At 77.1% G+C, this 23070-nt stretch carries 13 protein-coding genes and 1 pseudogene; 6 read left to right on the top strand and 8 right to left on the bottom strand.

Annotation, left to right across the window (positions count from 1 at the left end; genetic code table 11):
• The first annotated feature begins 52 nt into the window (after positions 1 to 52).
• From V1L54_RS27825 to V1L54_RS27805, 5 genes and pseudogenes are all read left to right on the top strand, one after another.
• Entirely contained in the window at positions 53 to 2434 is a 2382-nt protein-coding gene (locus tag V1L54_RS27825; RefSeq protein WP_330120918.1) for a glycoside hydrolase family 31 protein, read from the top strand.
• Between the two features lie 286 nt (positions 2435 to 2720).
• Positions 2721 to 3887: pseudogene (locus tag V1L54_RS27820) on the top strand (EAL domain-containing protein); the annotation flags it as partial.
• A gap of 361 nt (positions 3888 to 4248) precedes the next feature.
• A complete protein-coding gene (locus V1L54_RS27815; RefSeq protein ID WP_330120917.1) occupies positions 4249 to 4983 on the top strand; it encodes an MIP/aquaporin family protein in 735 nt (244 codons plus the stop codon).
• 126 nt (positions 4984 to 5109) lie between these two features.
• Positions 5110 to 6630: a glycerol kinase GlpK gene (gene glpK / locus V1L54_RS27810; RefSeq protein WP_330120916.1), complete on the top strand. Its 1521-nt coding sequence runs from the start codon at positions 5110 to 5112 to the stop codon at positions 6628 to 6630.
• A gap of 85 nt (positions 6631 to 6715) precedes the next feature.
• Entirely contained in the window at positions 6716 to 7672 is a 957-nt protein-coding gene (locus V1L54_RS27805; RefSeq protein WP_330120915.1) for a Rieske (2Fe-2S) protein, read from the top strand.
• A gap of 52 nt (positions 7673 to 7724) precedes the next feature.
• On the opposite strand, the gene V1L54_RS27800 is transcribed toward V1L54_RS27805, so the two are convergent.
• Entirely contained in the window at positions 7725 to 8189 is a 465-nt protein-coding gene (locus V1L54_RS27800) for a DUF742 domain-containing protein (protein WP_330120914.1), read from the bottom strand.
• The gene (locus V1L54_RS27795) at positions 8186 to 10735 is read right to left on the bottom strand and encodes a sensor histidine kinase (RefSeq protein WP_330120913.1); all 2550 of its coding nucleotides are present in this window, start codon (positions 10733 to 10735) and stop codon (positions 8186 to 8188) included. The genes V1L54_RS27800 and V1L54_RS27795 overlap by 4 nt, the downstream gene beginning before the upstream one ends.
• A gap of 214 nt (positions 10736 to 10949) precedes the next feature.
• Between V1L54_RS27795 and V1L54_RS27790 the strand changes: the two genes are divergently transcribed.
• Complete coding sequence (locus V1L54_RS27790) at positions 10950 to 11330, top strand: hypothetical protein (RefSeq protein ID WP_330120912.1); 381 nt, start codon at positions 10950 to 10952, stop codon at positions 11328 to 11330.
• An 18-nt stretch (positions 11331 to 11348) separates the two neighbouring features.
• Here the strand turns inward: V1L54_RS27790 and V1L54_RS27785 are convergent, their stop codons facing one another.
• The 6 genes from V1L54_RS27785 to V1L54_RS27760 all read right to left on the bottom strand — a co-directional run bounded on the left by V1L54_RS27785 (position 11349) and on the right by V1L54_RS27760 (position 22785).
• Positions 11349 to 16094, bottom strand: coding sequence for a coiled-coil domain-containing protein (locus tag V1L54_RS27785; RefSeq protein ID WP_330120911.1), 4746 nt, complete (start codon positions 16092 to 16094; stop codon positions 11349 to 11351).
• A gap of 90 nt (positions 16095 to 16184) precedes the next feature.
• Positions 16185 to 17147 (bottom strand): hypothetical protein, encoded by a 963-nt coding sequence (locus V1L54_RS27780; protein ID WP_330120910.1) that lies wholly within the window; start codon positions 17145 to 17147, stop codon positions 16185 to 16187.
• Complete coding sequence (locus V1L54_RS27775; RefSeq protein WP_443076812.1) at positions 17144 to 18685, bottom strand: hypothetical protein; 1542 nt, start codon at positions 18683 to 18685, stop codon at positions 17144 to 17146. Before V1L54_RS27775 ends, V1L54_RS27780 begins: the two co-directional genes overlap by 4 nt.
• A gap of 84 nt (positions 18686 to 18769) precedes the next feature.
• Positions 18770 to 19975, bottom strand: coding sequence for a glycosyltransferase (locus V1L54_RS27770; RefSeq protein WP_330120908.1), 1206 nt, complete (start codon positions 19973 to 19975; stop codon positions 18770 to 18772).
• Positions 19972 to 21111: a glycosyltransferase family 4 protein gene (locus V1L54_RS27765; protein WP_330120924.1), complete on the bottom strand. Its 1140-nt coding sequence runs from the start codon at positions 21109 to 21111 to the stop codon at positions 19972 to 19974. The genes V1L54_RS27770 and V1L54_RS27765 overlap by 4 nt, the downstream gene beginning before the upstream one ends.
• 147 nt (positions 21112 to 21258) lie before the next feature.
• On the bottom strand, positions 21259 to 22785 hold the full coding sequence (locus V1L54_RS27760; RefSeq protein ID WP_330120907.1) for a HEAT repeat domain-containing protein: 1527 nt from the start codon (positions 22783 to 22785) through the stop codon (positions 21259 to 21261).
• Positions 22786 to 23070 lie beyond the last annotated feature (285 nt).

Genomic DNA, 23070 nt, shown 5'->3' with positions numbered 1-23070 from the left:
GGTGGTTGAACGCGGCACCGGCCGCCCGCCGGTGATGGCAGGCTGCGGCAGCATGGATGCACGTGGCCTGGTGCGGTCGGTGAGGGTGGTCGGTGCGGTGCGGGGGCTGCGGGCGGTGCGGTCGGCCTGGCGGGGGTGGCGTACGGACGTCCGGGGGCTGCCGCGCGGGGGCCGGGAACGGGCGCGGATGCCGGGTGAGGTGGTGGGTGCCGAACCGCGGCCGGGCGGTGGGGTGGTGCGTTTCGAGCGGTCGTCGCTGCGGGTGCGGGTGACGGCCGGCGGGGTGGTCTTCTGCGGCTGGGACGGTGCCGCGCCGGAGCCGTCGTACGCGCTGGTGGGTTCGTATCCGCAGGCGGACGCGCGGGCGGTGCTGGAACCGGACAAGGACGGCGGCTGGCGGGTGGTCTCCGAACGGGTGCTGGTGACCGTGACGCGGCTGGGCGCGGTGGAGGTGCGCACCCCGGGCGGGGTGGTGCTGCGGCGGGATCTGCCCCCGCGCTGGTGGGAGCCGGTGGACGGCGGGGCGGACGGCGGGTCCGGCGGCGCGCGGGGCCGCTGGGCGCAGCGCTCGGAGGTGCCGGCGGACGCGCGTTTCTACGGCCTGGGTGGCCGGTCGCCGGGGCCCCGGTTGCGCGACGGCTCGTACCGCCTGTGGAACGCCTCCCCCGGTGCGCCGCCCGGCTCGTCCGGGCCGGGGCACGACGCGCGGTCGCTGACGGCGCCCGTGCTGTGGGTGGTGGCGGACGCGGGCAGCCATCTGGTGTTCCACGACAACTCCTGGGACGGCCTGGTGACGCTGCTCGAGGGTCTGGAGGGGGCGGGCTCGGGCCATGACCGGCCGGGCCGGTGCGAGACACGGATGTCGGGCGGTCCGCTGCGCTACTGGGTGCTGACCGGCGCGCCGTCGCGGGTGATGCAGGGCTGGCGGACGCTGACGGGTTCGCCGGTGGTGCCGCCGCGGTGGGCGCTGGGCCACCAGCACGCCCTGTGGGGCGCGGAGGGCGAGGCCGGGGTCCGGCGGGTGGTGGCGGGGTACACCGGGCGCGGGCTGCCGCTGCGCGCCGTCCAGCTCGGCGCCGGGCACCAGCGGCGCTGCCGGGGTTTCACGGTGGACTCCGGGCGGTTCCCGGACCTGCCCGCCCTGGCGTCCGCCCTGCGGGAGGACGGGGTGCGGCTGGTGTCGGTGGTCGAGCCCGCGGTGCGGGCCCGGGCCGGGGAGCCGGTGTACGACGCCGGCCTGGCCGGGGACGTCTTCGTGCGGGACGCCCGGGGCGTACCGGTGCGCGGGGCGGGCCGGACCGGCGGGGTGGTCTTCCCGGACTTCACCGCCCCGCGGACGCGCGCGTGGTGGGGCGGGCTGTACGCCGAGCGGCTGGAGCGGGGCTTCGCCGGGTTCTGCCACGAGATGGACGGGCCGGTCTCCCTGACCGCCTTCGGCGATCCGACGCTGCCGCGGTCCGCCCGGCACGATCTGGACAGCCGCGGCGGCGACCACCGGGAGGCGCACAACGTCTACGCGCTCCAGATGGCCCGGGCCGCCTTCGAGGGGCTGCGCGGGCTGCGGCCCCGCGAGCGGCCGTTCCTGCTGGCCGGCTCGGGCTGGGCCGGGTCGCAGCGCTACGGCGGCACCTTCACCGACCAGGGCGCGGCCGGCTGGGCGGGGCTGCGGGCCGCGCTCGCCCAGGTGATCGGCCTGGGGCTGTGCGGTGTGCCGTACTGCGGTACGGACGCCGGGGGCACGGCGGGTCCGCCGCCGTCGCCGGAGCTGTACCTGCGCTGGTTCCAGCTGGCCGCGTACCTGCCGCTGTTCCGTACGCGCAGCACCCCGGAGGGCGGGCGGCGCGAGCCGTGGGAGTTCGGGCCCGAGGTGCTGGAGCACGCCCGGGCGGCGCTGCGGGAGCGGGAGCGGCTGCTGCCGTACTTCGTGACGCTGGCCCGGCTGGCGCACCGCTCCGGCGCGCCGTACGTGCGGCCGCTGTGGTGGGGCGCGCCGAAGGACCGGACGCTGCGGGAGTGCGAGGACGCCTTCCTGCTGGGGGACGCGCTGCTGGTGGCGCCGGTGCTGGAGGCGGGGGTGACGCGCCGCGCCGTGCGGCTGCCGCGCGGCCGGTGGTACGACACGGTCACGGAGGAGGCGTACGAGGGACCGGGTCAGGTGGTGGTCGAGGCTCCGCCGGCGCGGATTCCGGTGCTGGCGCGGGCGGGCGCGGTGCTGCCGGTGACCGGGCCGGGCGGCGGGATCGAGCTGGAGGTGTGGGCCCCGCCGCACGGGCGGACCGGCGGCGGGGTGGTGATCGCGGATCCGGGGGACGGCTGGGGCCGTGCGGAGCCCGAGCGCTTCTCCGTGCGGCTGCTGGGCCGGGAGGCGGTGGTGGCGCGGGAGGGCGACTCGGAGACCGGCTATCCGGTGCGGGTGCGCGGGACGGCCGGGTGAGGCGGAGACGGACCGGGCCCCGCCGGGGCCGGCCGTCCGGCGCGGTGCGGGACCGACGGCGGTACGGGACCACCCCCGTCGGTCCCGTACCGCCGTCTTCGCGGGTGTGGACGTCTCCCTGGCCGGAAATGGTTCAGCGGCCCGTGCGCTGTCACCCGTTCGCGACACTTACCGGACGGTTCCCCGACGTTCGCCGGGGCGGCGCTGCCGAACTGTCCGTGAACTCCGCGCGAACAGCTCCCCGGTACGGTTCCGGCGGCCCGGGTGCCGGCCCCATGCTGTTGTCGTGCGTACCTGGACGAGCCGACTCCGTTTCGCCTACCAGCCGGTCGTGAACCTCGCGACCGGTTCGGTGACGGCGCTGGAGGTCCTGGCCCGTTCCGGCGGGGACGACATCCTGGCGGCGGCCCGCCGCGACCCGGAGCTGGACGCCGATCTCGCCGCGCTGGCCGTGCGGGCCGCCACCCGTCAGGAGGCGCTGCTGCCCCTGCACGTCAACGTCTTCGCCGCCACCCTCGCGGAACTGGGCGAGCTGGCCGCGCTGCGCCGTGCCGTGCGGGACACCGGCCGGCGTCCCTGGGAGGTGACGCTGGACCTCGTCCCGCCGCCTGCCCGGGTGCCGCGCGAGGCGCTGGTCTCGGCGGTCGGCGGGCTGCGCGGGGAGGGCTTCCGGATCTGTGTCGACGGGCTCGGCGCGGGTGAGCTGCCGCTGCTGCTGCTCGCCGACCTCTCCCCCGATCTGCTCAAGGTGGACACCGCGGTCACGGCCGGGCTGCCGCACCGGCCCGCGTACCGCGCGGTGGTCGCCGGGCTGCGGCGGTTCTGCGACGGCGTGGGCGCGCTGCTGGCGGTCGAGGGCGTGGAGACCGAGCTGCAGTACGCGGCGGCGCGGGCGGCCGGTGCGCACCTGGCGCAGGGTCACCTGTTCGCCCCGCCCGCCCGCCGTGTCACCGCGGAGGTCCAGCTGCCCGTCTGCCCGCCCGCCGTCACGCCCTGCGGGACGGTCCCCGGCGGGCCGCCGGTGGCCGGGCTGCTGCACCCGCCGGCGCTGCTGCCGCTGTCGGCTTCCGCCTCCCAGGTGCGGGCGCTGCTCACCGGTTCCCCCGAGGTGACGGGGGTGGTGCTGGTGGACTCCGGCGGGGTGCCGGTGCGCACGGTGGACCGGGACCGCTTCCTGCTGGCGATGTCGGGCCGGTACGGTCACGCGCTGTACGCCGACCGGCCCGCGCTGCGGCTGGCGGACCGGCCGCGCACGGTCCGGGCGGGAGCCACCGCCTGGGAGGTGCTCGACGTGGTGGCGGCCGACGACCGCGGCCGTACGGCGGACGACGTGGCGGTCGTGGACGACACGGGGCGGTGTGTGGGCGTGGTGCGGCTGACCGAGGTCATCAGGGCGCTGGCCGACAGCCGTCCGGAGGACGCCGCGGGGCTGAATCCGGTCACCCGGACGCCGCCCCGGGAAACGGGCTGAGCCGTCCGGCGGGCCGTCGGTCCGCCCGGTCCGTACGGCTTCGGGGGCCTCTTCGCACACCCCGTGGGCCGGCCGTGGGCCGTGTCGTCGGCCGGCCCACTCCCCCGCGCCGGTGACCTTGACGCTTCCGGTACCCGGGTGAACACTTCCGATCATCGGACGGTATCGCCGCACGCCGGTCCCGCAGCCGGGTGCCCCACCGGGTGGTTCCGCCGGATACGCACGCTCGTCGCGGATGCCGGGCGGAGCGCGGGGTGCGGGCCCGTGCCCGTCGCCGGCACCGCGGAACACCCCTGCGGAAAAACCCGGGGTCACCGCCCCGGGTGAGGGCAAGAGGAGCGGCATGAACTTCTCCCACGGCGACATCCTCATCGGCGAGATCATCGGAACGGCGATCCTGCTGCTGTTCGGCACGGGCGTCTGCGCCGCCGTCACGCTCAACCACTCCAAGGCGAGGGCCTCGGGATGGACCGTGATCGCCTTCGGCTGGGGCTTCGGCGTGATGGCGGGGGCCTACACCGCGGCACCGCTGTCCGGCGGGCACATCAACCCGGCGGTGACCCTGGGCATCGCCGTGGAGGGCGGCCAGGGCTGGGACAAGGTCCCCACCTACATCGCGGGGCAGCTGATCGGCGCGATGCTCGGCAGCACGCTGGCCTGGCTGGCCTACTACTCGCAGTTCGCGGCGAACGCCGACCGGGACGGCGCGATGCCGACGCTGGGGATCTTCTCGACCATCCCCGAGGTCCGCGCCCCGGCGCTCAACCTCCTCACCGAGATCATCGCGACCATCGCACTGGTACTGCCGGTCCTGGCCTTCGGTCTCACCAGGGGACTGGGCGAGTCCGGCACCCAGGTGCTGGTCGTGGCGCTGCTGGTGGTCGGCATCGGCCTGGCGCTGGGCGGCCCGACCGGCTATGCCATCAATCCGGCCCGCGACCTGGGTCCGCGGGTCGTCCACGCCCTGCTGCCCATCCCCAACAAGGGCACCTCCGACTGGGGGTACTCCTGGATCCCGGTGGTCGGGCCGGTCGTCGGCGGTGTGCTGGGGGCGGGGATCTACAACTTCGCCTTCTGAGCGGGGAAACGGCGGGCGACGGGGAACCCGCCTAGGACGGCACCGGGCCACGGGACCGGGAACGGCAGGAACACCAAGAACCGCGAGAACCGCGAGAACCACGCGAAGGGGCCGGAGGACACCGACATGGCGGACAACGCAGCCACCCACGTCGCCGCGATCGACCAGGGCACCACGTCGAGCCGCTGCATCATCTTCGACCGCGACGGCACGGTCGTCGCCGTCGACCAGCGGGAGCACCGGCAGATCTTCCCCAGGCCCGGCTGGGTGGAACACGACGCGACCGAGATCTGGTCCAAGGTCCAGGCGGTGGTCGCGGGCGCGCTCGCCAGGGCGGGGCTGCGCGCCCGCGATCTGGCCGCGCTGGGCATCACCAACCAGCGCGAGACGACCGTGCTGTGGGACCGGACCACCGGGCGGCCCGTCCACAACGCCATCGTCTGGCAGGACACCCGCACCTCCGCGCTCTGCCGGGAGCTGGGCGGCGACGAGGGGCCCGACCGCTTCCGGGACCGCACCGGGCTGCCGCTGGCCAGCTACTTCTCCGGGCCGAAGGCCGTGTGGCTGCTGGAGAACGTGCCCGGGCTGCGCGAGCGCGCCGAGGCGGGCGAGATCGCCTTCGGCACCATGGACTCCTGGCTGATCTGGAACCTCACCGGCGGCACCGAGGGCGGGGTGCACGTCACGGACGTCACCAACGCCGGGCGGACCATGCTGATGAACCTGGAGACCCTGCAGTGGGACTCCTCCGTGCTGGGCGCCATGGGCATCCCCGAGGTGATGCTGCCCGAGATCCGCTCCTCCGCCGAGGTGTACGGCACCACCGCGGTCGGGACGTCCACCGGGGTCCCGGTGGCCTCGGCGCTCGGCGACCAGCAGGCGGCCGTCTTCGGGCAGACCTGCTACGACGTCGGCGACGCCAAGAACACCTACGGCACCGGTTCGTTCCTGCTGCTGAACACCGGCCGGCGCCCGGTGCCGTCCAGGAGCGGGCTGCTGACCACGATGGGCTACCAGCTCGGCGGCGAGCGGCCCGTCTACTGCCTGGAGGGCTCGATCGCCATCACCGGCGCGCTGGTGCAGTGGTTCCGGGACCAGCTCGGGATCATCGGGGAGGCGGCCGAGATCGAGCCCCTGGCGGCGAGTGTGGAGGACAACGGCGGCGCGTACATCGTCCCGGCCTTCTCCGGTCTGTACGCCCCGTACTGGCGCTCGGACGCGCGCGGTGTCATCACCGGTCTGACCCGCTACGTCACCAAGGCCCATCTGGCCCGGGCCGTGCTGGAGGCCACCAGCTGGCAGACGCGTGAGGTCGTGGACGCGATGCGGCAGGACTCCGGCGTGGAGATCACCAGTCTCAAGGTGGACGGCGGCATGACCGCGAACGGCCTCCTGATGCAGCACCAGGCGGACGTGCTCGGGGTGCCGGTGATCCGGCCGGTGGTCTCCGAGACCACCTGTCTGGGCGCGGCCTACGCGGCCGGGCTGGCCACCGGGGTCTGGTCGGACCTGGACGAGCTCCGGGCGCACTGGAAGCAGGACGCCGAGTGGACCCCGCGGATGGACGAGGAGGTCCGGGAGCGGGAGCACCGCAACTGGCGGAAGGCCGTCGAGCGCAGCTTCGGCTGGGAGGAGGACGGCGACTGATCCCCGGGTTCCGGCAGCGGCGAGGGCCCGGCCCTGCCACCTCGGTGGGCCGTTTACCTCCCTCGCCCGCCGGGAACCGGGCGGTATGCCTGTTTACCAGAACATCCGTGACACCCTCTCGACCGCCCGCTCCGCGCTCCCGGATCCCGACCGCCCCGGACGGGTGCTGACCGCGGTCGAACGGCTGGAGAGCTCCACACGTCTCGACGGCGCGCTCGGCCCGCTGCGGCGCGCCGTGCGCGCGCTGCCGCTGGGCGGCGCCCGGGACGCCCTGCACGGCCGCTGGCTGGGGCACGCGGTGCACCCGCTGCTGGTGCAGGTGCCCATCGGCACCTGGCTGTCCGCCGCCGTGCTGGACCTGATGCCCGGCCAGCGCCGGGGTGCCGACACCCTGGTGGGAATCGGCCTGGCGGCCGCCGCCCCGGCCGCCCTGTCGGGCTGGGTGGACTGGGCCGAACTGCGCAAGCCCCAGATGCGGGTGGGGCTGGTGCACGCGGCGGCGAACGTCACGGCGGTCGGTCTGTACGCGGCGTCGCTCAACGCCCGGCTGCGCGGCAGGCGCGGCCGGGGGCGCGCGCTGGCTTTCGCGGGGCTGACCGCGGTGAGCGCGGGCGGCGCGCTGGGGGGCCATCTGGCCTACCGTCAGGCCGCCGCCGTCAACCACGCCGAGCACGTCCCGGCCGTGGTCGAGCCCGGCTGGCACCCGATCGGCGATGTCGCGGACCTGCCGGTGGGCGAGCCGGTACGGCGCCAGGTGGGCGAGACCCCGCTGGTCGTCGTCCGGGAGGCCGGGGGCGCGGTGCGCGCGCTGGCCGACCGGTGCAGCCACATGGCCGGGCCGCTGTCCGGGGGCGAGGTGGCCGACGGCTGTGTGCGGTGCCCGTGGCACGGCAGTGTCTTCCGGTTGTCGGACGGCTGGAACGTGCGCGGTCCCGCGACGGCTCCCCAGCCGGCGTTCGAGACCCGGGTGGTCGACGGCCGGGTGGAGGCGCGCCTGGTCACCGAGCCGCACTCGGCGCACCGCGCGGCCGCGTCGGCGTGAGGCGGGACCGGCAGGCGGGACGGCCGGAGCCGGGCCCGGCGCGGGGGACCGCTCACAGCGCCCGCAGGCCGGCGATCACCTCGCGCAGGACACGCTCGTCCGGCGGCTCGGCCCGCGGTACGGGGCGGGTGACCCGGGCCAGCCGGGCCTCGACGAGGTCACCGACGAGCACCCGGACGACGCCCACCGGCAGATCCAGTCCGTCCGCCAGGGAGGCGACCGGCTGGGGGGACCGCAGACAGCGGGCGAGGATGGCGAGGTGCTCCGGTTCGAGTGCGCCCGGCACCCGGTCGTCCGCCACCGGGCCCGGCCCCGGTGCCCGGCCGGCGAGTACGCCGCCGGGGGCGCCGGCGACGGGGACGGGCAGGTCCGAGGGGTCCGCCCCGGTGCCCGGATCGACCACCACCAGGGCGACCGGGTCGATGCGGTCCCCGCCGGCGCTGTGCGTACGGCCGCGGGTCATGGCGTACGGCCGCACCACCGGGCCGGCCGCGTCGTCGAACCACCGGTCCGTCATGACGGCGTGCCGCCCGGGCCCGGGGGCCGGACCGGTTCACCCGGTCCGCGGACGGTGCCGTCCCCCGTGCCGTTCGCGCGGGTGTCGTCCGGCTCCCCGGTGCGCGTGCCGCGGCCGTCCGGGCCCGTGCCGTCCGGGAGGCCGGCGTTCCGCCGCCGGCCGTGCCGCAGCCCGCGCTGGAGCGAGCCCATCCGGTCGCGCACCTCGGCGGCGTCCCGCCAGCGTTGTCCGCCCTCCCGTTCGCCGCGCTCCCCGGCCACCCGCTGCCGGGGCCGGGGTCTGAGTTCCCGCACGAGGCTCTCCTGCCGCACCCGCCTCGGCAGACCGCCCGCCGTGGCCGGATCCGGCTCACCGGGTGTGGCGCCGGCCTCGGCCGGGCACCCGTGCTCGGTGTCCGGGGAGGGCCGCGGCGGGAACCGTCCGGCCGCCGGAGCGGAGGGACGGGAGTGCTCGCGGGGGAAGGCGCCGGTGCCGGCGGTACCGACGGGTTCCGTCGCCTCCCCGACGGGCACCTCCAGTTCGACGGGGCCGTCCCGGACCGTTCCGAGGACGGGCCGCGCGCCCCGCAGGGGCAGCCCCGCGGCGGTCCGGGCGGTGTTCCCGGCCTCCCCGGCGCGGAGCTCGCCCGTGCCCCCGTCCCGCCCGGCCTGCTCGGGCGCGGTGAGCAGCGCGCCCGGGATGAGCACCACGGCGGTGGTGCCCCCGTACGGGGAGGGCTGCAGGGAGACCCGCACACCCCGGCGCCGCGCGAGCCGGGACACCACGAACAGACCGAGCCGGTCGGTGTCGGAGAGCTGGAAGTCGGAGGTCTCGGCAAGCCGGAGGTTGGCCTCCAGCAGCGCTTCGGGGGGCATGCCCAGACCGCGGTCGTGGATCTCCAGGGCGAAACCGCTGGGCACCCGCTCGCCGAGCACCTGGACAGCGGTGTGCGGCGGGGAGAAGACCGTGGCGTTCTCCAGGAGTTCGGCGATGAGGTGGGTCAGGTCGGCGATGGCGGCGCCGTCGACCGCGAGCCGGGGCAGCCGCCGCACCTCGACGCGGTCGTAGTCCTCCACCTCGGACACGGCGGCGCGGACGACGTCCATCAGCGGGATGGGCCGGCGCCACTGCCGCGAGGGGGCGGCGCCGGAGAGGATGACCAGCCCTTCGGCGTGGCGGCGCATCCGGGTGGTGAGGTGGTCGAGCCGGAAGAGGTCGGACAGCACCTCGGGGTCGTCGGTGCGCCGCTCCATGGCGTCCAGCAGGGTGAGCTGGCGGTGCAGCAGCACCTGGCTGCGGCGGGCGAGGTTGACGAAGACCTCGGAGACGCCGCGGCGCATGTCGGCCTGCCGCACGGCCGCCTCGACGGCGGCCCGCTGGAGCGTGTTGAGCGCCTGGCCGACCTGCCCCATCTCGTCACGCCCGTACTCCAGACGCGGCACCTCGGTCCCGGCGTCGACCCGCTCTCCCGCGGCGAGCCGCCGCATGACGCCGGGCAGCCGTACGCCCGCCGCCTCGTTGGCCTCCCGGCGCAGCGCGCCGAGGTCGCGGATCAGGCCGCGGCCGACACGGAAGGAGACGATCACGGAGAGCAGGACGGCGGCGAAGCCCAGGATGCCGGCCACCCCGGCGCGGACCAGCACGGCGGTGGCCTCGGGCGCCACCCGCCGGTGGTGGCGGTCCACCGCCTTCCCCTCCAGCCTCCGCAGCTCCTCCAGGACGCCGGTGACGTTCTTCCGCCAGCGCTCGGCGTTGACGGCCCCGACCGCCGCCGGGGCCCCGGCGGCGATGATCCGGTCCTCGGCGGTGCGGAGGGTGCGCCCGTCGGAACCGGACCAGAAGGCCCGGTGCTCGTCCCGGTCGTCGGCGGGGAGCAGCGGGAGGTGGGTGCGGTAGGTGAGTTCGCGTTCGGCCACCCGGTCGGAGAAGGCGCGCAGTTCCTCCCCGGTCATCCGGCCGGCGGCGAGGGCCGCCGCCAGCAGGGCGTCCTCGCGGGCGAGGTGTTCGCGGGCGAGGGACAGACCGATGACGGCGCGGCCCTCCCCGTCGAGCCGGGTGTCGTCCACGGCGCGCAGGGTGGCGACGAAGGCGTGGCAGGAGTCGACGACCGCGTTGTAGATCTCGTAGGCGTCCCGGCGTTCGGCGGTGTTCTCCAGGACCTGGGCGCGTAACCTCCGGAGCCGGTCGAGGTCCTCGAGGAGGTCGTCCAGCCGTTCCCGGGAGTCCTCCGCCAGTCCGTCGCGGACCCGTTCGCCGGCCGCGTGCCCGCGTAACGCCGCCACCGCCGCGTCGGTGGCGCGCTGCCCCTCGCGCAGGGCGGTCAGGGAGTCGGCGCTGCGCGGGTCGGCGAGATGGACGAGGGCCCGGCGGCGTTCCCGCTGCACGGTCCGGACGGTCTCCTGGACCGGGCCGCCGAGTTCCTCCAGGACGGCGGACACCTCGAGCAGCTGGTCCGCCTCGCGGCTGGTGATCACGGTGGCGAACGTCCAGATGGAGGTGAGCGCCACCAGGGGGACCAGCAGCAGCGCCACGATCTTCCGGCGGATCGACTTGCCGCGAAAGCGCATGGCCTCCCCTGTGTCCGGTCCTCGCACGGGTGCGTGAGTTCCATCGGCAAACGGCGCGAGCCTACTACTGGAAACGGGTGACCCGTAGGCGCGTCCACGCCATCACAAGCCGGTCGGGACGGGTGTTCTGCGTGGTCGTGATGCCGTGTTGTGATACGCCGGATGTCCGGCGGGGCGCGGGGAACGCGCACGGAGCGCGGTTCGTGGAGAACACATGGGGCTGAGCAGGGCCGACTGGGGACCGGGCGGGTTCGACCAGTTCCGGTCGGACCGGGTTGAGGACCCGGTGTACGGAGACGGTGGAGATTACGTGGACGCCGGATCCGGGCTGCCCGGCCCGGTGCGGGCGGCCGCGGTACGGGCGGTCATCCTCGTGGCGGTGACCCTGGTGCTGGTCATGGTCGCCGTGCTGTGTTCGCTGGCGCAGGTGTGGCTCGCCCTTCCGATGGTGCTGGTCGCGGTGGCCGGCACGGTGGTCACCACCTGGGGGGTGCTGGACGTGTGGGTGACCCGGCAGATGTGGGTCCAGCGGCACGGGGTGGTCTCCACGCCCAGCAGCGTGGCGCGCGAGCGCGTGCTCCGCCGCGGGCGGTAGGGCCCGCCCCCGTGCCGGTCAGCCGGGCACGGCGCCGGCGCTGGGCTCCTGCGGCCGGCCGGGGCGCTCCGGGCGGCGGAACATCCGGGTGGCCGTGATCTCGCCGTGCACCGGCTCACCGTCGGTGTCCCGCCTGGGCAGGCCGGGCCGCAGATGCTCCTCGACACTGATGTACTTCAGGCCCGCCCGCAGGTCCGCGTCGTTGCGCAGCCGGATGACCAGCGGGAACTCCGCGAGTGCCGTGGTGTCGAACAGCCCGGTGGTGTAGAGGAGCTGGACGCCCAGCGCGTCGGCGACCGCCCGCTGGAGTTCCAGCAGGTAGGTGGCGTTGGCCCGGCCGATCGGGTTGTCCAGGAAGAGCGTCCCGGCGTGCCGGTGCCGGTCGCGGCCCCGGTCGTTGCTGCGCAGCGCCGCCATCGTGCAGTACAGGGCGATGGCGGCGGTCAGCAGCTGACCGCCGGAGAAGACGTCGCCCATCTGTCCGACCGGTACCCGCTCGGCGCGCAGCACGGCGTCGGGCTTGAGGATCTCCACGGCCACTCCGCGCGGCTGGAGGGCGGCGTGGACACCGCGCAGCAGCAGTGTCATGCCGTCCCGGCGCAGGTCGGAGTTGCGGCGGACGGCCGCCCGGGTGGCCTCGTCGATCACCTCGCCCAGCCGCTCGGCGAGGACGGCCTGGTCCGGGTCCTCGAAGCGGATGCGCAGGAACTCCTGGCCGGACCACTCCCCCAGCCCCTCCGGCAGCCGGGAGAGCCGCTGGGCGGAGCGGAGGGTGGCCAGCGCGGACTCCACCAGGCCGCGCAGCCGGTCGACGATGCTGTCGCGGTTGCGTTCCAGCTGCTCCAGCTCGTCGGTCAGCACCCGCAGCCGGGGCTCGAAGGCGGCGGCCCAGGCGGCGGCGTGGTCGGGCAGGGCCGCGGCGGGCAGCTCGCGGATCTGCTGGCGGGCGGGGGTGCGCACCTGCTCGTAGCGGGTGGCGTTGGCGTGCCGCACCAGTACGTCGCTCGCCTCGCGCACGGCCGCCTCGGCGGTGGTGAGGTCGGCGGCGCAGCCGCGCAGGGAGCGGCGGGCCTCGGCGGCGGCGCGCCGGGCCGCGTCCAGGGTGTCGGCGTACGGCTCGACCGGCTCGCCGCCCTGCTCGGGGCCCGTACCGCCCGTGCCGTGGGGGTCGCGCAGCAGGTCGCGGAGCATGGCCGCCAGCTCGTCGAAGGCGCCGGCCGCGTCCTCGGCGACGCGGTGGGCACGCACCAGCTCGGTATGGGCGGCGCGGGCGGCCTCCAGCGCGTCGGTGCGGTCGGCCAGTTCGGCGTTGGCCTCGCGCAGCAGGGCCTGGGCCCGCTCCGCGTCGGCGGGCACCAGCTCTCCGGGCAGCTCGGTGTGGGACCCGCCGCCGGGCGGGGCCAGCCGCTCGGCCTCGCCGCGCAGCCGGCCGAGCTGCTCGCTGGCGGCCGCGGCGCGCGACTCCAGCAGCTGGACCAGGGCCTCGGCGCGGGCGGCGGCGGCCTGCCGGGAGGGACCGTCGGCGCCGTCGGGCCCCTGGAGGAGCTGGGCGGCGCGGGTGCGGACCTTGTTGCTGAGCCGGTCCAGGGCGGCGCGCGCGGCGCTCTCGTCGCCCTCGGCGCGGGCCTGCTCGGCGCGCAGGTCGGCGCCGACGCCCACCTTCTCGTACAGCCGGGAGGCGGCGCGGTAGGCCTCGCGCAGGTCCGGCAGGGAGGCCGGCGGCTCGGCCGGCGGTTCCGTGCTCCCCGGGGCGCCGGGCCCGTCGGGGGTGCCGGGTGCGTCGGGCCCGTCGGGGGCACCCGCGATCTCGGCGCGTTCGGCGCGGAGCGCACGGGCGGTACGGCGGGCGTCGTCGGCCGCGCGCTGGGCGGCCCGGCGGTCCTCGTCGGCGGCGCGGGCCCGCTCCAGACAGGCGGCGGCGCGCTCCTCGGCCTCGGCGGCCTCGGCGGCCAGCTCCCGCAGTCCGCTCTGCCACCTGGCGCGCTCCCGCAGCCGGAAGGCGAGTCCGGCCAGGGCGTCGGCGGCGCGGCGGGCCTGCTGGGCGTGCTCCTGGCGTTCCTCGCGCACCCGGGCGGCCTCGGCCGCGGTCTCCCCGGCCTCGGCGGCGGCCTGCCGGGCCTCCTCGAGACGCCGCCGGGCGGTCTCGGCGGCCTCCGCGGCGGCCCGGGCGCCCGCGGCCAGTTCGGCCAGCCGGCCGGGCGGGCAGCCGGTGCGCCAGGAGGCGAGCCGGGCGGCCAGGGCCCGGTCGGCGGCCAGCCGGGCCGCCAGGGCGCGGATCTCCGTGTCCCGGGCGGCGGCGCGTTCGCGCAGCTGGCGGCGTTCGGCGTCGGCGGCGCGCTCGTCGTGCATGGCCGGGTTGGGCGGCACGAGGAACACCCCGGACGCGCCGTGCACGCCGCCCTCCCCGGTGCCGGGGGCGGGCACGGGGGCCAGCAGCGCGGCGGCGGTGCCGACGGCGACGGCGGAGCGGGGCAGCAGGGCGGCGTCCGCCAGGATCTCCCGGGCGCGGGCGTGGCTGGCCGGGTCGGTGATGACGACCCCGTCGACCAGCTCGGGCCGGGCGGCGAGCACGGCGGCGTGGTCGGCCGGGTCCACCGCCTGGGCGAGGTAGCGCCAGCCGGGGAGGGCCGGGACGCCGTGCTCGCCCAGGTACTCGACGGTGGCCAGGACGTCGGGTCCGGGCGGCAGCAGTCCGCCGTCGCCGAGGGCGCCGAGGATGCGGGAGTCGTCGGCGGCGGCGGTGCGCAGCTCGAACAGCCGCCGCTCGGCGGCGGCCACGGTCTCGTCCAGCAGGTCGCGCAGGGTCTCGGCGTTGCGGTCCAGCTCCTCGGCGGCCAGCGGACCCGGGCCCTCCCCGCCGGCGGGCGCCGCGGCCGCCCCGTCCCCGGCGCGCGGGCCGGGCACCGGGGAGCCGGTGCCCCCGGGCAGGCCGAGCAGTTCGGCCAGCCGCTCCTCGGCGCCCAGCGCCTCGGCGGCGCGGCGCTCGGCGGCGTACGCGGCCCCGGCCGCCTCGGCGGCGTCGGCGGCCCGGGCCGCGGCGAGTTCGGCGCGGCTCAGGGCCTCGGCGGTCTCCCGGGCCCGCTCGGCGGTGCGGCCGGCGGTCTCCTTCGCCGTCTCCCAGGCGGCGACGGCGGCCTTCTCGGCGTCGCTGGCGGCCAGCGCGGCGCGGGCCGGGTCGGCGTCGGGCGCGGAGTCGTCCAGCCAGCCGGCCCGTACCGCCTGGGCCGTCTCCTGCTCGACCTCGGCCAGCCGCTGGCGCAGGTGGTCGCTCTCGCTGCGGGCGCGCTGGGCCTCGGTGGCGGCGGTGGTGGCGTCGCGGTGGGCGGCCTCGCCCGCGGCCTGCAGTGCGGCGGAGCGCTCCTCCTCTCCGGCGGCGAGGTGCTCGGCCTGTCCGGCGGCGGCGTGCAGGGCGCGTACGAGGTCGGCGGCGGCGCGGGCGCGGGCGGCCAGGGCCGGGGCGGCGTCCCGCTCGGCCTCCCGGATGGCGGCGGAGACCCGGGCGGCGCGGTCGGCGGCGGCGCGGTGCGCCAGCACCGTCTCGGTGGCCTGCCAGGCGGCGTGCAGCGTACGGGCGTCGCCCAGCTCCCGGCGCTGGGCGGCGGCGTCCTTCTCGGCCGCGGCCAGCGCCAGGGAGGCATGGCGGTAGGCGAGCTCGGCGGCGACGAGCGCGGCGCGCTCCCGGCCGCGTTCGGCGCCGGCGGCGCCGGCGGCGGCGTGGTCGGCCCGTTCGGCGAGCTCGGCGGCGCGGCCGCGCTCCTCGGTGCCGCGGGCGGCCAGCCGCCGGGCGAGGGCGCGGGTGCGCTGCTCGGCCCCGGCGTGGACGGCGCGGGCGCTCTCGCGTGCCCGCGCGGCCTCGTCGATGCGCCGCAGCAGGTCCAGGGACCCGGCGGTGAAGTCCCGCTCGGCGGTCAGCTCGGCGCGGCGGCCGAGCTTGTGGGCGAAGCCGTGCACCAGGTCGGCCAGCCCGTCGGTGTCGCGGGTGTCGGTGACGGCGCGCAGCAGCAGGTCGGTGAAGTCGGAGTCGTTCTTGACGGCGAACAGACCGGCGGCCTCGCCCTCGTCGGCGTTCATCTCCCGCTGGTAGCGGAAGAGCTCCGGGTCCAGGCCGAGATGGCCCAGGTGCTCGTTCCAGCGCTCGTGGATCTCCTCCCAGACCACGTCCAGGTTGGGGTAGGCCCGGCCCGTCTCGACCAGGACGTCGCGGAAGCCCTTCATGGTGCGGCGCCGACCGCGGGCGGCGGAGGTCCCCTCGGGGACGGGGCCGACCGCGGCGGACTCGGCGACCGGCAGGGAGTCCAGGCTCATGCCGGGGCCGGGCCGGAAGCTGTACCAGGCCTCCGCGAACCTCCGCGGGTCGCTGGACACCTGCCGGCCGCGCCACTCGCTGACCTTGCCGACGACGACGGTCTCGCCGGTGAGGGTGTGCTGCCACTCCAGGGCGACGTGCCCGCAGTCGTCGGCCAGCAGGAACTTGCGCAGCACACCGGAGCTGGCTCCGCCGAGGGTGTTGCGGTGGCCCGGCAGCATCACCGAGAAGATCAGCTTGAGCAGGACGGACTTGCCGCCGCCGTTCTCCAGGAAGAGCACGCCCGCGGGCGCGGGGCGGCGCGGCGGGCCGGCCGGCTCGTCCGCGAAGAAGTCGCCCTGGGCGGGCGCCGGGCTGGGCACCGGCTCGCCGACCCCGCGCAGGTCCAGCACGGTGTCGGCGTAGCGCGCACCGGCGGGCCCGATGGAGTAGAGACGGATCCGGGACAGCTCGTACATGGCGGGGCTCTCGTTGTTCGGCGGGGTCGTTCGGCGTGGTGGCTCGGCGTGGGTCCGGGTGCGGTTGAGGGCCCGGCGGCCGCCGGGGACTCAGCCGTGGAAGGGCAGCCCGGCGTCGGGTGCCAGTTCGGCGGCGTCGTCCTCGGGGGGCGGCAGCAGGGTGGCACTGCCGTCGCTCACCGGGACGACACCCAGCTCCAGCAGTTCGGCCAGGGCGGCGCTGCCCGCCATGTCGCGCACCTGGAGCTGGTAGCGGGCGGTGGTGCGGTAGGTGCCGCCGGAGTCGTCCCCGGTGCGCTGCAGGAAGCCGGAGTCGGCGAGGAAGGCGGCGGCCTTGGCGACGATCCCGGTGGTGGAGCCGGCCAGCCGGCGGGCGTCCTTGGTGGCACCGGTGGCACTGCGCCTGGCGTACACCCGCCAGGCGGCCTCCAGACCGGGGGCCGCGCTGACCGGGTCGGTGTTCTCCCCCTCCCGCTCGGCGCGTTCCTCCAGCCGGCGGCACGCCTGGCGGACGAAGGCGTCCACCCCGTTGACGGTGATCCGGCCGACATAGCCGTCGTCGGCCAGGTCCTCGGGGCGGGGGAAGGCCAGGGCGGCGACGGCCAGATGGGCCAGGCCGTGCAGGAAGCGGTCGGCGGAGTCGGCCGTGGCGCGGCGGGCGTAGTCGCCCATGCGCACGGCGAAGACGGAGTCCTCGGCTGCGGTGACGGCCATCCCGGCGCGCGGGGAGACCTCCAGCACGACCAGCCCGAGGCCGGTGGCGACGGCGTCGGCCAGCCGGGCGAAGGCCGGGTCCTCCCGGTAGCGGCGCAGCAGGTCGGCGTACTCGGCGTCGCGGGCGGGCAGCAGCTTGGGCTGGAGTCCGAAGGAGACCAGCCGGGCGGCGTCGGCCGCGTCCGCGGGCGTCACCTGGGTCGCCGGAGTCGCCGGGGTGTGGGCGCCGGGCCGCTCACCGGCCCCGGGAGCCCCCTCCCCCGGCGGCCCGGACCGGCCGCCCGGTCCGTCCGGCCCGCCGGGAGTGCCGTACCGGTCGTACTCGCTCGCGGTGCTCACGGTGTCGCCTCCGTACGGTCCGCGGCCATGCCCGCCGCGTCCAGCAGGGCGGTGCCCACGACGAGGTCGGCGCCGCCGAACTCCGGGTCGTCCAGTTCGGTGCCGTCGTCCACGGCGAACAGCAGCCGCCGCTCGCCCTGCCGGTAGGCGGTGCCGACCGGCGGACTGGCGGCGTGCACCGCCAGTAGTGCCACCAGGTAGGGCAGGTCCGGATCCTGTGGAGCACGGCGGCGGGCCTCGGCCAGCAGACCCGACAGCCGGCGCGGTGCGTCGTGCGGCAGGTCCAGCAGCTCCCGGGCGGCCGCGAGCTGCTCCTCGCTGAACCGGCTGTCGTCGGGGGTGGCCACCAGATCCGGTTCGGGCATCTCGGCGCCCAGGTGCTCGCGGGGGGCGGGCGGGGTGAGCAGCAGCTCGGTCAGGTCCCCCAGCCGGACGGCGGCGGGGGCGCGCAGCCCGGTGCCGCGGGCGAAGAAGGCGTCGGTGACCTTCGTCGCCCGCTCCACCGGCAGCGGCAGCACCGGGGCGAGCAGCTGCCCGTACAGGTCCAGTCCGGTGCGGGCGGCGGGCGGGGCGAACGCCTGGCGGTCCTGCTCGGCGCGGAAGAGCGGCCCGGCCTCCAGCAGCCGGGACTGGAGCTGGGTGTGGCGCCGGATGCAGTCCTTGACGATGTCGATCAGCTCGGCGGCGCGCAGCTTGTGCTCCGGGCTGCGGTCGGCGGGGGCCTCGTCCCGGGCCCGGCGGATGTTGGTGAGGATCGCGTTCTCGTGGCGGTAGCGGTCGGCCACGTGGTCGAGCGCCTCGGCGATCAGGTCGGGGACGGTGTTGAGCCAGTCCACCGCGCGGACGTTGCGCCGGGTCGCCTCCAGGGCGCGGCGCAGCGTCTCGGCGTACTGGACGGTGCGGTAGCGGGCCTGCTCGGCGGCGAGCTGGGCGTCGGCGAGCCGGCCGCGGCTGACCAGCACCTCCAGCTTGACCTCGGCGGCGATCTGCGCGCTGGTGACGTCCGTGTCGAGGGCTCCGACCAGGACGTTGACCGCCTCGTCGGTGGTGCGCAGGTACACGCCCCCGCCCGGACCGGGGACCTCCTCGATCAGCTTGAAGTCGTAGTCGCGGCGCACGTACTCGCCGTCGGGGCCGAAGGTGCCGTAGACGGCGCGGAAGCCGCGGTCGACGCTGCCGACGTTGATCAGGTTCTCCAGGACCCAGCGGGCGACCCGCTCGTGCTCGGCGGCAGGCCGCCGCGGCGCCTGGGCGGCGACCCGGGGCAGCAGCCGGGCCACTATCTCCTCGTGGTCGGCGCCGGTGTCGAAGTCCATGTGCAGGGTGACCAGGTCGATGGCGGCCAGCGCCACCTCCGCCATGGCGTACGTGCTGTACTCCCCGGCCAGGTTGGCCTTGCGCGCGTCCAGGTCGTGCAGGGGCGCGGTACAGGCCAGCGCCCGCAGACGGCGGGCCAGGCCCTCGTCGGCGGCCGGTCCCGGCGCGGGCCGGGGGGCGCCGGGCGGCGAGGCGGATACGGCTGTGGTCACACCGCACAGCCTAGGCGCTGGCACCGACAGTGATCGAAACGTCGGGGGCGCGCCCGGACCGGTTCCGGCGGCGGGCCGGTCCGGGCGGTGCGGTCACGGCGTACGCCCCCGAACGCTCCCGGCACCGGTGGCGGGGAGCCGGGCGGCGGCACCGTGGGCCGCGAGGAAGGCGGCGACCGCAGTGCTCCAGGGGTACCGCTCGGCCCGGTCCCGGGCGGCCCGGCGCCGGGCCGACTCGCCGCGGGTGAGCAGGAGCTGGACACCGTCGGCGAAGGAGGCACCGTCATCGGACGCGGCGGCCCCCGCGTCCCCGAGGACGGCGGGCACGGCCGACCGGGCACTGGCCACGACCGGGGTGCCGCAGGCCAGTGCCTCCAGTGCGGCCAGCCCGAACGTCTCGGCCGGTCCGGGGGCGAGGACGACGTCGGCGCTGGCCTGCAGCGCGGCCAGCCCGGCGCGGTCGTCGAGGTGCCCTGTGAAGACCACCGGCAGCCGCGCGGCCCGCGCCCGCTTCCGCAGTCCGTCGCGCATCGGCCCGTCGCCCGCGACGACCAGGGCGGCGTCCACACCGCGCCGCCGCAGTTCGGCCAGCGCCTCCAGGGCACGCTGCGGACGCTTCTCCGGGGAGAGCCGGGAGCACAGTGCCAGCAGCACCCCGGCCCCGCCGCCGAGCCGCCGGCGCAGCTCCTCGTCGCGCAACCCGGGACGGCAACGCTCCAGATCGACGCCGAGCGTGGCCCGTACGACGTTGCGGACGCCCAGCCGGGCGAACTCGCGCGCCGCCCACTCGGTGGTGCACACCACCTTCGAGTACGTCAGCGCCGTACGGCGGTTGAGGCGGTCGGCGGCCCATCGGGCCGGCGGCACGGGCACGCCCCAGGTGCCCAGCACTCCGTCCACGCTTTCGTGGGAGACCATCACGGCCGGGACGCGGTGGTGCCGGGCCCACGCGCCGGTCCAGCGCAGGGTCGTTCGGTCGCAGACCTCCAGCCGGTCGGGGGCGAGCGCGGCAAGCAACCGGGCCAGCCGGGGCCGGTCGGCCAGGACGCGGTACCCGCCGGTGCCGGGGACGGCGGGGCCGGGCAGGGTGATGACCCGGCCCTGGGAGGTGGACTCGTCGCGGAACGCCGGGCCGGGCACGATCAGCACCGGCCGGTGCCCGGCCGCCCGGTAGCCCTCGCCCAGCTCGCGCAGGGCGGTACGCAGTCCGCCAGAAGCCGGGGCGACGAAGTTGGCGAGCCTGACGATCCGCAGCCCGTTCCCGCGGGCACGGCCGGGCACGGCGCCGGCGCCGCTCATGCCGCGGCCTCCGCTTCCACGGTCCGGGCGCGGCCCGCGATGACGTCCGCGTAGTGGTCCAGCAGCCGGTCGCCGACGGCCTCCCAGGTACGGCCCTCGACCGCCGCACGGCCCGCGCGGCCCAGCCGGGCGCGCAGCGCGGGGTCGGCGGCGAGGGCGCGCACCGCCCCGGCCACGGCACCGGCGTCGCACGGCGGCACCAGCAGCCCGGTACGGCCGTGGTCGACCAGATCCAGCGGCCCGCCCGCCGCGGGGGCGACCACGGGGACCCCGCTGGCCTGGGCCTCCTGCACCGTCTGGCAGAACGTCTCGTACGGGCCGGTGTGCACGAAGACGTCCAGGCAGGCGTAGAGGCGGGCGAGGTCGCCGCCGGTGCGGCGGCCGAGGAAGCGGGTGCCGGGAAGTGCCGAACGCAGCGCGGTCTCGCTCGGCCCGTCGCCGATCACCACCGTGCGCGTCCCGGGCAGGGCGGCGGCCCGGGCCAGGAGGTCGACGCGCTTCTCCGGGGCCAGCCGCCCCACGTAGCCGACGAGCAGTTCGCCGCCGGGAGCCAGGGAGCGGCGCAGTTCCTCGTCGCGCAGGGCGGGATCGAAGCGCCCGGTGTCCACTCCGCGGGGCCAGAGCCGTATCCGCGGCACCCCCCGTCCGGCCAGTTCCCGCAGTGACGCGGTGGACGGGGCGAGGGTGAGGTCGGCGGCGGTGTGCACGGCCCGTATCCGGCGCCAGGCGGCGCCCTCTCCGACGCCCAGGTAGGCGCGGGCGTACCGGGGCAGATCGGTCTGGTAGACCGCCACGGCGGGCACCCCCAGCCGGGTGGCGGCGGCCATGCCGCGCACCCCCAGGACGAGCGGGCCGGCGAGGTGCACCACGTCGGGGCGGTGGGCGGCCAGCGCGGCGGACAGCCGGCGGCCGGCCAGTGCTATGCGCACCTGCGGGTAGCCGGGGAGCGGCAGCGAGGGGATGTGGACGACGGGTGCGGGGCCGTCCGCGGGGGCCCGGGTGCCGGGCCGTGGGGCGGGGGCGATCACCAGTGGCCGGTGGCCGCGCCGTACCAGATGGGCGGCGGTCTGCCAGGCGCTGTGGGCCACGCCGTTGAGGTCGGGAGGGTAGGACTCGGTGACGACGGCGACTCTCAGACTGCGTCCGGTGCGTCTCATACAGCGGTTGTGACCGCCGCGCACGTGTCCGTGGTCACGGGCACGTGTCCGGCCGGGGAACGTCCCGTGAGCGCTTGCCCGTCCGGACCGCGGCGCGCCCGGCGGCCCCGGTGCCGGGCGGAGGGGTCAGCGGGCCGGTTCGCCGGGGCCGAGCCTGCCGCGCACGGCGCTCTGCACGCCCTCCTCCTCGGCGGGGTCGGCGGCGAGCCGCCGCAGGCGTTCGACGACCCGGGCATCGCCGGTCGCGGCGTGCCGGGCGGCGAGCTCCCGGGTGGACTCCTCGCAGTCCCACAGGCACTCGACGGCACAGCCCGCGGCGAAGGACGGATCGGTGACGGCCAGGGCCCTGGCCGCCCGGCCGCGGAGGTGGGAGGAGGCGGTCTCCCGGTAGACGTACCGCACGACGGGCGCGGCACAGTGCACGGTCAGCCGTGCGGCCCCGTCGAGCAGCGGTCCCAGCGCCCCGGAGTCCGGCCCCTGGGCGCGGACGGCGCGGCGCAGCCCGGTCAGCACCAGCGGGCCGTCCTGCCGGCCGCCGCGGACGGCGAGCATCGCGGCCGCGGCGGCACCCAGACCGTCCTCGCGCCGCGCCCACCGGCGGGCCCGGTCCACGGCGGCGGTGGTGCGCATCCGGGAGAAGGCGGCCAGCGCGGCCCGGGCGACGGTCTCACCGGGGCCGTCCGCCGGATCGGGGCCGTCCGCCGGATCGGTCGGCACCGCGCAGGACGCCGGGGAGTGGGCCGCGGCCGCCTCGATGAGGTCGAGGACGTCCGCGTCGCCCCGCTCGGCCAGATGGCGCAGGGCGACGGCGCGGGCGATGCCGGGGCCGCCGCGGGCGGCGGCGAGCAGCTCGGGGCGGTCCTCGGGACCGGCGACGGCGGCCAGACAGCGGACGGCGGCGGCCTCGCGCTGCTGCGGGGTCCGGCCTCCGGCGTCCGGGGAGCCGGGGGGCTCCGGAGAGCCGTCCTGGGCCCACTCCAGCACCGCGCGCACGCTCCAGCCGGGGCGCGGCCCGGCGGGCCGCAGCTGGCGCTGCCAGCGGTCGAAGGAACCGGCCTCCCCGGCCCTCCCGATGCGTTCGGCCTGCCCCGGCCGGCCGGGGTCCTCGGCCCACAGCCGCCAGGGGCGGGGCTCGAAGGCGTCGCGGACGGCCGCGGCCAGTTCGGCGTCGCCCTCGGGGGTGCGCGGGAAGCGGGCCAGGACGGCGGGGCCGAGCGAGCGCAGCCCGGCGTCGTCGTCGCGCACGGCCAGCTCGTCCAGGGCCCACCGCCAGTTGGCTCCCCGTGCGGCGTAGCGGCGCAGCAGCAGCAGCGCGCCGCGGTCGCCGTAGGAGGCCAGGTGCCCCAGGACGGAGAGGGCCAGGCCGGTGCGCTCCTCGCCGGTGTCGACGAGGTCGGCGGGGTCGAACAGATGGTCCTCGAGGTCGTCGAGTCCGGCGTCCAGGTCCCGGTGGAGCCGGGCGTAGTACAGGGAGCGGTGTTCGAGCCGCCAGTCCCGCCGGGGGTCGTGCCGCAGGCACTGGCCCAGCGCCGCGAGCGCCTCGGCGCGCGGCGCCGCGAGGGCGTGCAGCGTCCCGTCGCCGCGGCCCCGCTGGAGGAGGCCGAGCAGCGTGCCGCTGGGCGCTATGTCGGAATCGACGGAATCGGCGAACATAGGGTCAGCATCCGGTGCGGGGTGTGGGACTGGCAACGGGATTTCCGCTGCCGGACGTCGTCGCCGGTGGTCGTGGGGTCTTCTCCTGTTCGTCCGGCGTTCTCCCCGCGGCTCCGTGCCGTTCCCGGCCGGCGGACGCGGGCTCCGGTCGCCGAAGGATACCGGAGCCCGCGTCCGCCGGAGCCCCGCGGACCGCCGGCCGGCAGCCGGAGGGCCGGGGAGCGCGGGACGCGTACGCGCTCCCGTACCGTACGCGCCCCGCCGGGATCCCCGGCTCCGGCCGGC

This window comes from Streptomyces rubellus (assembly GCF_036323805.1).
GTDB lineage: Bacteria > Actinomycetota > Actinomycetes > Streptomycetales > Streptomycetaceae > Streptomyces.
The sequence above is the reverse complement of the archived record's forward strand: the minus strand, read 5'-3'. Positions and strand labels throughout refer to the sequence as shown.